Origin of the sequence: Sulfurimonas sp., from assembly GCF_023229025.1 — a bacterium.
In the GTDB taxonomy this organism is placed as follows: Bacteria; Campylobacterota; Campylobacteria; order Campylobacterales; family Sulfurimonadaceae; genus Sulfurimonas.
Genome location: NZ_JALOAA010000014.1, coordinates 17,989 through 30,621 on the forward strand (window position 1 = coordinate 17,989; position 12,633 = coordinate 30,621).

Genomic DNA, 12,633 nt, shown 5'->3' on the forward strand with positions numbered 1-12,633 from the left:
TCTAAAATACCCCTTGTTTTAGGCATTTTACATATTTTAGAATAGATTATAAATTATGTAAAATGAGATTTTTTTAACAGATTTAAGATTTTATATTACAAAATAAATATTTTTACTTTTAGTAACTTTGTAACTTTACTACTCTTATTTTTTAGCAGATAACGATACTTTTTATCTCACTCATCTCTTCAATAGCAAATCTAGGACCCTCTCGTCCTACACCACTAAGTTTTACTCCGCCATAAGGCTGAATGTCAAAACGTAGGGTCGGCATGTCGTTAATTACAACTCCTCCCGCATCAAGCTCATAGATTGCTCTTTTTGTAATACTTAAGTCATTTGTAAAGATTGAAAATTGAAGTCCATAGGGAGAGTTATTTATACGTGGAAGTGCATCATCAAAACTCTCAACTCTAACCAAGGAGACTATGGGAGCAAAAACCTCTTCACAAACAATCGCCATATCATCTCTAACATTGCTCATAACACAAGGGTAAAAAAGCCTTCCTTCTTTTCGTGGAGGCAACATTGCGATTGCACCCTCTTCTATGGCACTCTCCACCCACTCCATAGCTCTACTGCAAGCCTCTTCATCAATAAGAGGACCCATAAAAGTATCCTCTTCATAAGGAGAGCCGACAACAAGTTTCTTTGTCTCATCTGCCATCTTTTGTGCAAATGCATCATATATTTTTGCATTTACATAGATACGTTGAAGGGAGATACAAACTTGTCCGGAGTTTACAAATGCACCCATAACACATCTCGAAGCCGCCAAATCCAAATCTGCACTCTCATCAATATAGGTTGCAGCATTTCCTCCAAGCTCAAGCGATATTTTTTTAATTCCGGCATTTTTTGTAATTATGTTACCTACAGGAACGCTACCCGTAAAGCTTATAACACGAGGAATATCGCTTGTTATAAGCGCATTGCCAACCTCTGCATCACCGTAAACGACACTCAGAGCATCTTTTATCGCATACTCACTCTCTATAAAAAGTTTTGCAAATTTATAAGCAGTAAGCGGGGCTTCAGGAGTCGGCTTCAATACAACACTATTGCCTGCTACTAATGCAGGAGCTAGCTTATGCGCTACTAAATTGAGTGGAAAATTAAAAGGAGTAATTGCAACAACAACCCCCGCACTCTCTCGAATAAAAAAGGCTGTCGTTTTTTTGCCGCTTATCGTAGCGTCTGTATTGATAGTCTCACCGTGCATAGTGCGCATAGTCTCGGCAGAAATTGTTACAGTCTCTATACATCTGTCAACTTCTACTCTTGCAAAAGCGATAGGTTTTCCCACTTCATCTGTAATTGTCTTTGCTATATCTTCTCTATTTTCTTTTAGTTTTTTAGCAACATCTAAAAGCCACTCGCACCTCTGCGAAATAGTGCTTTTTCTAGCCTCTTTGGCTGCCTCTTTAGCGATAAGGAGTGCTCTGTTTGCATCATCTGCACTACAGACTGCTGATGAAGAGACTATCTCGCCACTGTATGGACTTACTCTATGCGTCAACTCTTTGCTTGAGACCTCTTTTGAGCCAAAAAATATATTTGCAACCATAAAAACCCTCCTACCTCATTGTTTTTATTATTATGTTATTATAGTGTAAAATAATACTCTTTGGAATTTAAAATAAATGAAACTTTTTACACTCCTGTTTATACTTTTTACAACTCTTTATAGTGCCGAACTTAACTGGCTTAACGACTATGACAAAGCACTAAAACAAGCTCAAAAAGAGAGTAAGGGAGTTTACCTTTTTATCGGTGCCGATGTATGTAGATGGTGTGAAAGATTTAAAAAACTTACACTATCAAACCAAAAAGCAATCGATAGACTTCAAGAGGAGTATGTGCTTCTGTACCTCTCAAGAGATAGACACGAAATACCTAAACAGTTTGTGACTAAGGGCGTTCCAAGACACTATTTTCTGACAAGCAAAGGCGAGGTAATACATGCTGATAGAGGAAGCAGAGAGATTGATGGTTTTTTAAATCTCATAGAAGAGGTAAATCTTAAAAAAGAGCCCTAGAGCGTAATGTTCTCTATAAACTCTATCTTCTTATCCACAACAATTAAAGCATCAAAAACAAAATCCACATCCAAAGAGCTCTTCTTCATATAGACATGTGCTGTTTTTATGATTTTAGAGAGCTTGCTTTTTGTAATATTTAAAACGGCACTCTCATAATCCAATCCGCTCTTAACCTCTACAAAATGCAAAACACTCTCTTTTGAAGCTATTATATCTATCTCGCCAAAACGGGAGTAAAAGTTTCGCTCTATTATGCCAAACCCGTTATCTGCAAGAAACTGACAAGCGATATCTTCTGCCGTATTCCCTTTGGCTCTGCTCATCTACGTATTTACTACTTCAACTTTTACAGATTTAAAAGCAGCCGTTAAAATAAGTTCGTCACTCTCATCTCCAAAGAGTGAATTTATCTTTGAGTCTGCGTAGTGAAACGTTACAAAAAGAGTTTTTGGCTCCACTTTGTCCGTAAATCTTACTTTAAGAGGCTTTGTCTCCCCATGCTGTGTTCTTAAGATAACACGTTTGCTCCTAAAATCATCCGCATCACCACTATTTACAAGTAAAATATCCTCATCATATCTATCCACTAGACTAAGTGTCTGCTTTGTTTGTGCCGCATTATTATACATGGCTATCGTTCTTCCGGTTGTAAGATAGTAGCCTCTATCTTTTTGCTCAACTATCTCCTGAAGCATATTGCGTAACTTGTATTGGTGGTAGTGAAATTCGCCTAAACCGTCATCTGTTCTAAAGTCTAGCTGATGCAAAATCGGAGTATCTTCTGTATGAACAGGCCACTGAAGCCCACGCTTACGATGTCTTTGAAGCCTGCTATATGACGCTCCGCTAAAACGGCGATAAGCAACTTCACGAACCTCATCCCAAATCTCGTTTGAGTTTTTATAGGAACTTTTTCCACCCATTTTATTATCAAGAAGTTGTAAAACCTCCCAATCATCAGGCAAGTCAGACTCTACAAGCGGTTGAGAGAGGTGAAGTCTTCTCATAGCATTTACATATACCCCTGTTTTCTCATATGCTGATTTTACGCCTATAATTATGTCTGCTTTTGCCGTAATATCCGTTACAAAAAGCTCCTGAACCATTATAAACTCTAAGTTGCTTATTGCTCTGTCAACTTTATTTATATTTGGATGGATGTGTGTTAAATCCTCTCCGATATTAAGCACCGCTTTTAAGCGTCCTTCGAGCATCTCATCGACAAGCTGTGGAGTCATAAGCCCCACCTCTTTTGGCTCTTGATAATCAGGGTCATAATATGGAAGCATCCCCATATCACATGCGCCCTGAACATTATTTTGACCTCTTAAAGGCATAAGCCCTGCCCCTACTTTTCCTATATTTCCAGTCATTAGTGCAAGATGTGTTATAGCCATAACCGCATAGGAGCCGTCAATATGTTCAGTAATCCCAAGACCCCAAAAAATCATGGATCTCTTAAGTGCATACTCCCTTGCTACCTTTGGAATTGTCTTGCTTAACTGCTCATACCCCTTGATATTTTCAAAATATTTCGGATCGGCGTAAGGGTCGTTTAAAATCTTATCCTTAAACTCTGCAAACCCTTTAGTACGCTCCGCTATAAAGCTCTCATCATAAAGCTCTTCGCTAATAATGACATGTGCGAGCATATTTAAAACAAGCAGATTTGCCTCATAAGGCATTATCGCCTTATATTTTGCAAAGCGGTGGAGTTTTATCTCTCTAACATCAAAAACAGCTAGATTGTCATGTTTTTGCGCCATATCAACAATACGATTTGCAATAATAGGATGAGCTTCTGTCGTATTTGAGCCGATAACTATCATAAACTCACAGTTGTAGATATCATTGTAAGGATTTGTAGCAGCGCCCTCTCCAATAGTTGTACGCATCCCTTTAAGAGAAGGTGAGTGGCAGACTCTAGCACAGTTATCTACATGCGGGGAGTTAAGCGTGTGACGTGTAAACTTCTGAAAAAAATAGACGCTCTCGCATGAGGTTCTAGCACCACCAATAGATGCTATACTTTTTCTGCCGTATTTGGCTTGAATCTCTTTTAGCTTCATGGCAGCGGCAGTTGTGGCACTATCTAGATTACTCTCATACCAAACATCATCAAAATCAACTAACGATGATGCAATAGCCTCCTTTATAGATGGGTTTTTATCTAAAAAACTCTTTTTTATTCTTGGGACTCTAAGACGCTCTTTTGAGTCAACAAAGTCAAATCCATACTTCCCTTTTATGCAGAGCTTTCCTTGCGAAACAACTCCATCTTTATGCGCGAATATCTTTTGAATTTTATTATCTTTTACATGTGCAGCAATATCGCAGCCGACACCACAGTACGTACAAACACTATCTATTGTCTGGGTATTTTCCATCTGTAACTCTCAAATCTTAATTTTTACATAAAATTTTATCTTTTTTATATTAATCAAAGAGGAGTTTTAAATTTTTCTATCAAGATGCCATATCCCATAACCGTTATCATTGGGGATATAGAGGCAAATGCCATAAGTCCCAATCCATCCATTAGCGGGTCTCTTCCATCTATATTTATTGCCAAATATAGCCCAAATGCCGTAACTATCGGCACGGTAATCGCTGATGTTGTAACCCCGCCCAAATCAAAAGCAAAAGCTACGATATCTTTTGGAGCAAACAGGGCAAGCAAAATTGCCAGCATATAAAAAAATGCGATATAGAACCAAATGTCGCCTCCGCTTACTATCTTATATACGCCGATTAAGATGCCCATACCGACACCAAGAGCGACCAATAGCCTTATCATTTTAACGTTTATCTGCTTCTCTGACATTTTGTCTGCTTGTTTTATAACTGCAACCAAAGCAGGTTCTGCCATAGTTGTACCAAACCCTATTAAAAATGCAAACAGATATATAAAAAAAACATTATTCATAATTACCAGATTTTGAGCAATTGACTCTCCTATAGGAAAGAGTCCGAGCTTTATTCCAACGATAAAACCGTAAAGTCCTAAAATCAAAAAGATAAATCCAAATACTACTCTACTAACATTTGGCAGTGGCTTTCTAATCACAAAGTATTGAAAAATAACAATAGTTGCAATAATTGGCAAGATGTTTTTAAATGTATCAAAGAGATCTACAATAACCTTTGTTATGCTAAAGCCACCGATATAGTGAGCCTTATCTTCTGCTTCATTTGCTATATATTGGACTTGCGATAAGAAGCCCTCATCAAGAGCAAAAATTCCGTAGAGTTGTATACCAATCATTGGAGTGATAGTAGCAAGGGCTACAAACCCAAAACCGTCTCTTAAGGCACTTCTCTCTTTAATCGCTGAAGCTATCCCAATACCAATAGCTACAATAAGAGGAACAGTCGCAACATTAGTAGCAATAACCCCTGAATCATGAGCAAGTCCTATAATCTCACGAGGGGTAAAGTATGTAATAATCAAAACAATCGCATACCCTATAATGATAATCTTTGAAATTGACCATCCATAGATGGTTCTAATAATACCAAAGGCGGTAATTGCACCGACACTTGTCGCGATTATAAGTCGAAGCACTAAAGCATCAAGTGCACCGTTTGTAATGGCTTGAATTTGAGAAGCAACGGCTATTATGGCAGGTTCGGCTATAGAGGCGCTAAAGCCCAAAGCAAAACCAAATAGTGCAAACCAAAATATAGATTTTTTCTCCAAAAATTCACTTGAGAGACTATTTCCAAGCCCAAATACTCCAATCTCAAGCCCCATTAAGAAGAATGTTATCCCGATAGTAACTATAAAAAAGCCAAAAACTAAAGAGTCTAAATCATCCGGAACACTCTGAAAAACAAAGATTTGAAATCCTGCGATAATAAGCAGAATCGGAATTAGATTTAAAAATGATTCTATAAAAGTTTTTTTAAACTCTTTTATTAGTTCTAGCATTAATCCACCAAACTCATCAAATAGTCGGTTAAATCAGTGATTGAGAGTACGCCTTTGAGTTCGTTATTGTCTGTTACTACAACTCTTTTGATATTATGCTCTATCATTGTTTTTGCAGCATACTTTACATCTATTTTTCCAGAGACGCTAAAAGCGGGCTTGTTATATATGTCGTAAACATTTAGAAGCTCTATATCGCCATCTTCTGCCAATATTGCTTTTAATATCTCTGTATTTGTAATTATTCCATAAGCATCGCTAGGTGAATTTTTATCAACAATCAGTGATTTTAGCTTCTTCTCTTTCATAAGCGAGAGTGCCTCTTTTAACGTTGCGTAAGGCTTAATCGTAGTTACACTCTTCTTCATAACATTCTCTACTATCATCATCTTCTCCTATAGGTTCTCTTCAAGTTTAATTGATTCTTCAAATACTTTAAGTAGCTCTCTATCAAGCCCTATCATGTGTGAAATCGGCATTGTAAAAGCGATACAATCTGTCGGATTGTTTTGTATCTCCATGTTTATTGCTTTGAGGACTGTTTTTGATAGCTTCTCTTCTAAGATATAAATAATCACAGATTGGTTTCCTTCAAAAGTAAGAGCAAAAAAACTCTTTTTCTCCTTTGAGCTGCTTCCTCTTCCTTGAAGAGTAGTGCTGCCACTAGCACCGGCATCTTTTGCAACGGTTTTTAGAGTATCCTCATATTCACTTGATGTTATTACAGTCAAAACCACAAATTTCATCTCTTTGCTCCTTTAAATTTGATAAATTCTATCATATTTTTTACAATAAAAAGATAAAATACATGTTAGTTAAAACAGTGGAGATACATAATGAACAAGCTTAAAACCTTAGTAGCTGTAGATTTTTCAAAAGACAGCCTTACGGTACTACAAAAAGCTATAGACTTTACAAAAAAATTCAATGGAGACGTACATGTTGTTCATGTCGTCGAGAACTCATTTTTTTCTAAAAAAAAAGATCTCTCTTACATAAGAGAGCATAGCATTAAAGTGTTAAATGAAAAATTTCCTGCCATTAAAGATGAAAACTTCCACTGTGTCAGCGGGAAAATAAGAAGCGAGGTAGCAAAAGCTGCGCAAATTTTAAATAGTGATTTGATTATTATGGGCAAAAGCGGAGAGACTTATTTTCTGGGCGATTCTTATATGGGTTCACACACAAAAGATATAATCAGAAATTCTCTTATTCCTGTTTTGGTTGTAAAAAGTGACCATGAGTTAAAATACAAAAATCTTTTAATGCTTACAGATTTCTCTAATGACTCAAGAAAAGCTATAAGAAAAGTAGTCAATATATTTCCCAATCTGCATATAAAACTTTTAAACTTTTATACAGTTCCGTTTGAAAACAGATTGAACAATTATGGGTTTAATGACTCAGACCTTGCTGAGTATCAACTCTCTTTAATGCAAGAGTCTACTGAAAAATTAGATATTTTTATAAGCTCTTTAGAACTACCAAAAGATGTAAAGATATCGGGTAGAGTACGTAAAAGTTCGCTAAATCCGAAACTATTTGAGAGTGAAGTTAAGGATATTGTTTTTGATATAGTAGCAGTTCATACAACAGGCAAAATAAGTTTTTATGCACTTGATATACTAGAAGGCTCAGAAAAAGATGTCGTTATCTTAAAAGTGTAAGGAGTTACTAGCCCTACACTATCCTAATCATGACAGGCTTAAAGTTTACAAACTCTAAGCTCTCTAATGAGTTTATCAAGTTTTGAATATCCCTCTCATAAGCCGTATGTGTAGAGATTAATAAATTTGCAGAGTCTGATGATGTAGGTCTTTGAAGCATAGTTTCAACCGATATATTACTATCTTCAAACATCTTGGTAACCTTTGCTAATACGCCTTTTTTATCAGATACATTTATACGAAGATAATATTTTGACTCAATATCTTCTATAGATTTAAGCTTTAATCCTGCTTCCATCGGTCTGTCAAAGCCAAGCATAGGTCTGCTTTTTCCGCTTCTTGCGATATCAATAATATTTGCTATAACTGCACTTGCAGTAGCGTCTCCGCCTGCACCGGGTCCATAATATAGTGTTTCACCTACCTTGTCGCCTACAACACTAATTCCATTCATAACACCATCTATCTTTGCAATCATCTCATCTTTGTTTATCATGCTTGCGTGAACGCGAAGCTCCACCATGTCTGCATCTTTTTTAGCAATACCTAGAAGCTTAATAACATATCCAAATTCGTTTGCAAACTCTACATCATCTTTTGAGACATTCTCAATGCCTTCAATCAAAATGTCTTCAGGTTTTGCATCTATACCGTAAGCGATACTTGCAAGGATTAGAAGCTTATGTGCCGCATCATAGCCGCCTACATCAAAAGTCGGGTCTGCCTCTGCGTAGCCTAGATCTTGCGCATTTTTAAGGGCATCTGCATAGCTCATGCCGTTTTGAATCATCTCAGTAAGCATATAGTTGCTCGTGCCATTCATAATCCCGCTAATAGACTCTATGTGATTAGCCGAGAGTCCATCGCGAAGAGCATTGATAATAGGAATACCGCCTGCAACACTAGCCTCATACTCAAAAGCTATATCTTGCGCTATCTCTTGAAGTTCATATCTGTGGTAAGCCAAAAGTGCTTTATTTGCGGTTACAACTGCTTTGCCGTTTCTAAGAGCACGCTTGACTATCTCAAAAGCCTCATCAACACCGCCCATAAGCTCAACTACAATATCAATTTCATCATCTTCTAGGATCTCATCAACATTGTCTGTGAGTTTAATATCTAAACCTCTATCTCTGTTTAGATCTTTTACTACTCCGCTTTTTACGACTATATTGACTCCCGCACGAGCAGAGATCACATCAGCATTGTCTCTTAAAATTTGTGCTACACTCGTTCCAACAGTCCCAACGCCTATTATTCCTATCTTTATCATACCGTTTCCCTATTTTTTTAATATTAATTAAACCAAGCCCAACTATTATTCAATTACCAATGCTTTGCCTAAGGACTAGGTTATTACTTCTCTTGCTCTGTAAACTGTTTTAAAAACTCTTTTATATTTCGTGCTGCTTGACGAATTCTGTTGTCATTCTCTATCAGAGCTATACGAACATAACCCTCTCCATACTCGCCAAAACCAATCCCCGGAGCAACAGCTACTCCGGCTTCTACAAGCAGCCTCTTTGAGAACTCCAAGCTACCAAGATGCGCTACACACTCAGGAAGCTTTGCCCATACAAACATACTTGCTTGATTTTTTCTAATATGCCAACCCGCTCTCTCAAATGCCTCTAAAAGAATATCTTGACGATGCTCATACTTTGCAGTAATATCTCTAACACACTGCTGGTCGCCGTTTAATGCTACGGTAGCCGCCACTTGGATAGGAGTAAACATACCGTAATCAAGCCAAGACTTAATTTTTTGAAGTGCTCCGATAAGCTTTTTGTTACCTACAAAAAATCCCACGCGCCATCCAGCCATATTGTAACTCTTTGAGAGAGTAAAACTCTCAACTGCTACATCTTTTGCACCCTCAACGCTCATGATAGATGGTGTAACATAGTCACAAAATGTTATATCGCCATACGCAATATCGCTGATGACATAAAATCTAAGCTCTTTTGCAAGCGCTACAAGTCTGACATAAAAATCCTGCGTAACGGTTGCTGTTGTAGGGTTGTGCGGAAAATTAACTAACACATACTTTGGTCTAGGAGCACTCTCTTTAAAAACCTTTACGAGATCTTGGAAAAACTTATCTTCATTTATCTTAAAATCTTCATCAAACTCTATTCCAAATTTGATTACGCTTGCGCCTGCTAATATAAATGCATACTCATGAATTGGATATGTCGGGTCCGGCACAATGGCAACATCGCCGAGATTAGTTATAGCGTATGCAAGATGTGCATACCCCTCTTTTGAGCCCATAGTTGCGACACACTCTGTCATAGGGTCTAAATCGCAGTCATATCTTCTTTTGTACCAATCTGCAATTGCCGTTAAAAGTTTTGGTATTCCTTTTGATGTTGAGTAACCATGTGTTTTTGTCTTTTGTGCAGACTCAACAAGCTTCTCTCTAATATGCTCAGGAGTATCCCCATCAGGATTTCCCATAGAAAAGTCTATTACATCTGCACCTGCTCTACGCTGTGCCATTTTCAACTCATTTACCTCGGCAAAAACATACTTTGGTAATCTTTTTACTCTATCAAACTCTATTTCGTCAAACATGAATATTCCTGCTTAAATTATTAATGACATTCTATCGAAAAAATTTTATAATTTGTTTACAAGCAACTCCAAAGCGATATAAACAGAACTCTTACAGAGGGGCTTGTACTTTTTTTGCGGTTGGTTTTAAAACCAAGTCATCTTTTATATTTTTAAGAGAGTATATATCAGAAATCTTTATATAGTGTGTATTCTCTCTCATGTTGAGTGTTATATTGCTTCTTTTTTTATCTATCTTAATAACTCGCAGTAGCTTTAGGGATTTGTCATAATAGGCTATATAGGGATACCAATCATTCCTATGAGAGCTTGATATCTCAATCTTATCTACTTTTGATACGTCTAACCAATATGAGTAGAGTGATCTCTTGAGTCTAAACTCCTCTGAGTCTTCAAGAGTGCTTACATCTAATTTGGCATCTTTCATATCAATCAAATATAGCCAGTCACTCTCATTCTCTCTTACTACATCAATAATTTCGCAATTACTCTTTCTTAGCTCTTGACTTAGAATCAGAGGATCTGCCGCATATTCAGAAATTAGACTTATTTTCCATGTAAATTTAGAGTCATTATAGCTTGACTCTTTTGTTACATATCTGTAGTAACCTAAATTTCTAAGCGAATCACTCATTATCTTTACAAAAAACAGAGGCACGCCCTCTGTCTTAAAGCTTATCTTTATCTCACGAGGAGTTTTAAAAAAGAGGTTTAAAATACCGTTATCTTTAAGTGTTTGGATTACTTTTACAGAATCTACTCTTCCTTGGCTGTTGTAGTAATCCGATCTTGGAGAGAAGATGATATCTATATAGGCTCTATCCTTGGCAAATGTAGCAGGAGCTATTAGGCTTTTTACTTTTTGAATTAAAGGATCATCGCTGTTTATCTCTTTTGGCTGCTGAGCTAAAAGAGAAGATATAAGCGCTACAGAGAGTAAAAATATTTTTACCATCCACTACCCCTATTTAAACTCTTAAACTCCTCAAAACTTATCTCTTTTAGTTCAGAGTCGATATATGAAAATCTTATATTTTTAGGGTCTTGAAAGCTTTTTATTTCGCCGTTTATATCTATATCTATATGACCATGCCCAAATGCTAAAAGCCAATCTTTTGTAGTGTCAAACTCTAACTCATCGGAGAAAATCTTCTGATATTTTTTATGATTGGACAAATCAATATAACCCAACCATACTCTTGTCTTTGGAATAATTTTTAATGTTATCGGTTTTACCTCTATCTCCTGCTCTTTTTCTAGAGTCGGCTCTAGCAAACTCTCCTCAGTAATATTTTCATCAAACTCTGAGACATTCTCATCATCCTGAATTACTATAGTAGCTGCTTGAGAAGTAGTATTGTCTTCTAACATGTCGCTCTGTGGCGCTCTTGAAGCAAAGTAGAGCAGTGTTAGAATAATAATTAGCGCAATTACTCCATAAACAAAAGCAGGGTTTCTCTCCTTCTTTGATGATGAAAAAAGTTTAACTTTCTCTATGTTCTCTTCAACCGGTGCATTACTCTCAAAATACTCTTTTGCTTTGCTTTTTAACTCACTTAAATCAACAGAGTACTCTCTCTCTAAAATAGATATAAAGCCCAACAGCTGAACACTACCCATGCCTTCAAAATTCTCATTAAATATTGCCTGAACATGCACTCTTGAAATGTGAGTTACTTCATGAACTTTTTGTATGCCAATACTTTTTAATTTTTCAAGACCTTCACTCATCTTCTCATCCTATCCATCAAAATTGCTCCGGCTGCACCGACATTTAAAGAGTCAAACTTATGCGCCATTGCTATACTTACAATCATATCCATTTTTGAGCTAACTCTTGTACTTAACCCTTCACCTTCACTTCCTAAAAAGAGGGCTCTTTTGCCTCTTACTTCTACTTCTCTAATGTCACCGCCTTGCATATCAGCACCATATGTGCTAAATCCTGACATCTTTAAGTCGTTTATAACATCATGAATATTTGTCTCTATCGCAAAAGGCATATCAAAAAGAGTTCCGGTACTTGTTCTAGTTACTGCTTCAAGAGGAAGTGATTTTACTCCACACGCAATTACAGCCTCTACGCCAAGTGCATAAGCTGTTCTAATTATTGCACCGATATTCCCGACATCCGTCAAACCTGAGAGAACAAGCAGATACTCATAATCTAAAAAGGTTTTATAATCATGTAGCGGATAGTCATCCACCTCTGCTAGTACTCCTTGATGGGAGGCATTTTTACACATTTTTCCTGCCGCATCAGATGGAATTCTCTTTATCTCAAAATCCATTTTCATTAATCGTGAATACTCTTTTTTCTCTATCTCTTTTGCCAGATAAAGCCTCTTTATCTTTGCAGGATGATTATTTATAATATAGTTGATTGGTTGCTTTGCATAAATTAACATTTGAACAT

At 36.8% G+C, this 12,633-nt stretch carries 13 protein-coding genes; 2 read left to right on the forward strand and 11 right to left on the reverse strand.

From position 1 onward, the window contains the following. Positions 1–151: 151 nt before the first annotated feature. Positions 152–1,567, reverse strand: a complete 1,416-nt coding sequence (locus M0Q20_RS04975) for an aldehyde dehydrogenase family protein (RefSeq protein ID WP_295059066.1) — start codon at positions 1,565–1,567, stop codon at positions 152–154. 76 nt (positions 1,568–1,643) lie between these two features. Between M0Q20_RS04975 and M0Q20_RS04980 the strand changes: the two genes are divergently transcribed. Further along, positions 1,644–2,039 carry a thioredoxin family protein gene (locus tag M0Q20_RS04980; protein WP_295059067.1) on the forward strand — a complete coding sequence of 132 codons (396 nt, stop codon included), beginning with the start codon at positions 1,644–1,646 and terminating at the stop codon, positions 2,037–2,039. On the opposite strand, the gene M0Q20_RS04985 is transcribed toward M0Q20_RS04980, so the two are convergent. The 5 genes from M0Q20_RS04985 to M0Q20_RS05005 are packed head-to-tail and all read right to left on the reverse strand — an operon-like array spanning position 2,036 to position 6,719. Beyond that, positions 2,036–2,365 (reverse strand): YraN family protein, encoded by a 330-nt coding sequence (locus M0Q20_RS04985; RefSeq protein WP_295059068.1) that lies wholly within the window; start codon positions 2,363–2,365, stop codon positions 2,036–2,038. The two genes, M0Q20_RS04980 and M0Q20_RS04985, sit on opposite strands and share 4 nt — an antisense overlap. Next, positions 2,366–4,429, reverse strand: coding sequence for a molybdopterin-dependent oxidoreductase (locus M0Q20_RS04990; protein WP_295059069.1), 2,064 nt, complete (start codon positions 4,427–4,429; stop codon positions 2,366–2,368). 53 nt (positions 4,430–4,482) lie between these two features. Further along, positions 4,483–5,973 carry a DUF1538 domain-containing protein gene (locus tag M0Q20_RS04995; RefSeq protein WP_295059070.1) on the reverse strand — a complete coding sequence of 497 codons (1,491 nt, stop codon included), beginning with the start codon at positions 5,971–5,973 and terminating at the stop codon, positions 4,483–4,485. Beyond that, positions 5,973–6,359, reverse strand: coding sequence for a CBS domain-containing protein (locus tag M0Q20_RS05000; protein ID WP_295059071.1), 387 nt, complete (start codon positions 6,357–6,359; stop codon positions 5,973–5,975). Before M0Q20_RS05000 ends, M0Q20_RS04995 begins: the two co-directional genes overlap by 1 nt. Before the next feature lie 9 nt (positions 6,360–6,368). After that, the gene (locus tag M0Q20_RS05005; RefSeq protein ID WP_295059072.1) at positions 6,369–6,719 is read right to left on the reverse strand and encodes a hypothetical protein; all 351 of its coding nucleotides are present in this window, start codon (positions 6,717–6,719) and stop codon (positions 6,369–6,371) included. Between the two features lie 90 nt (positions 6,720–6,809). On the opposite strand from M0Q20_RS05005, the gene M0Q20_RS05010 reads away from it, so the two are divergent. Next, positions 6,810–7,640, forward strand: coding sequence for a universal stress protein (locus M0Q20_RS05010; protein WP_295059073.1), 831 nt, complete (start codon positions 6,810–6,812; stop codon positions 7,638–7,640). A 13-nt stretch (positions 7,641–7,653) separates the two neighbouring features. Here the strand turns inward: M0Q20_RS05010 and M0Q20_RS05015 are convergent, their stop codons facing one another. From M0Q20_RS05015 to rlmB, 5 genes are all read right to left on the reverse strand, one after another. Next, a complete protein-coding gene (locus M0Q20_RS05015; RefSeq protein WP_295059074.1) occupies positions 7,654–8,913 on the reverse strand; it encodes a homoserine dehydrogenase in 1,260 nt (419 codons plus the stop codon). 83 nt (positions 8,914–8,996) lie between these two features. After that, a complete protein-coding gene (locus tag M0Q20_RS05020) occupies positions 8,997–10,217 on the reverse strand; it encodes an LL-diaminopimelate aminotransferase (RefSeq protein ID WP_295059075.1) in 1,221 nt (406 codons plus the stop codon). Positions 10,218–10,308: 91 nt separating this feature from the next. Continuing rightward, positions 10,309–11,172: a hypothetical protein gene (locus M0Q20_RS05025; protein ID WP_295059076.1), complete on the reverse strand. Its 864-nt coding sequence runs from the start codon at positions 11,170–11,172 to the stop codon at positions 10,309–10,311. Further along, complete coding sequence (locus tag M0Q20_RS05030) at positions 11,166–11,948, reverse strand: hypothetical protein (RefSeq protein ID WP_295059077.1); 783 nt, start codon at positions 11,946–11,948, stop codon at positions 11,166–11,168. Before M0Q20_RS05030 ends, M0Q20_RS05025 begins: the two co-directional genes overlap by 7 nt. Continuing rightward, a complete protein-coding gene (gene rlmB / locus M0Q20_RS05035; protein ID WP_295059078.1) occupies positions 11,945–12,625 on the reverse strand; it encodes a 23S rRNA (guanosine(2251)-2'-O)-methyltransferase RlmB in 681 nt (226 codons plus the stop codon). The genes M0Q20_RS05030 and rlmB overlap by 4 nt, the downstream gene beginning before the upstream one ends. Positions 12,626–12,633: the final 8 nt, after the last annotated feature.

Bases quoted from the DNA above. Each gene is read 5' to 3' on its own strand.
- M0Q20_RS04975 (WP_295059066.1), bottom strand. From the start codon at position 1,567: ATGGTTGCAAATATATTTTTTGGCTCAAAAGAGGTCTCAAGCAAAGAG.
- M0Q20_RS04980 (WP_295059067.1), top strand. From the start codon at position 1,644: ATGAAACTTTTTACACTCCTGTTTATACTTTTTACAACTCTTTATAGT.
- M0Q20_RS04985 (WP_295059068.1), bottom strand. From the start codon at position 2,365: ATGAGCAGAGCCAAAGGGAATACGGCAGAAGATATCGCTTGTCAGTTT.
- M0Q20_RS04990 (WP_295059069.1), bottom strand. From the start codon at position 4,429: ATGGAAAATACCCAGACAATAGATAGTGTTTGTACGTACTGTGGTGTC.
- M0Q20_RS04995 (WP_295059070.1), bottom strand. From the start codon at position 5,973: ATGCTAGAACTAATAAAAGAGTTTAAAAAAACTTTTATAGAATCATTT.
- M0Q20_RS05000 (WP_295059071.1), bottom strand. From the start codon at position 6,359: ATGATAGTAGAGAATGTTATGAAGAAGAGTGTAACTACGATTAAGCCT.
- M0Q20_RS05005 (WP_295059072.1), bottom strand. From the start codon at position 6,719: ATGAAATTTGTGGTTTTGACTGTAATAACATCAAGTGAATATGAGGAT.
- M0Q20_RS05010 (WP_295059073.1), top strand. From the start codon at position 6,810: ATGAACAAGCTTAAAACCTTAGTAGCTGTAGATTTTTCAAAAGACAGC.
- M0Q20_RS05015 (WP_295059074.1), bottom strand. From the start codon at position 8,913: ATGATAAAGATAGGAATAATAGGCGTTGGGACTGTTGGAACGAGTGTA.
- M0Q20_RS05020 (WP_295059075.1), bottom strand. From the start codon at position 10,217: ATGTTTGACGAAATAGAGTTTGATAGAGTAAAAAGATTACCAAAGTAT.
- M0Q20_RS05025 (WP_295059076.1), bottom strand. From the start codon at position 11,172: ATGGTAAAAATATTTTTACTCTCTGTAGCGCTTATATCTTCTCTTTTA.
- M0Q20_RS05030 (WP_295059077.1), bottom strand. From the start codon at position 11,948: ATGAGTGAAGGTCTTGAAAAATTAAAAAGTATTGGCATACAAAAAGTT.
- rlmB (WP_295059078.1), bottom strand. From the start codon at position 12,625: ATGTTAATTTATGCAAAGCAACCAATCAACTATATTATAAATAATCAT.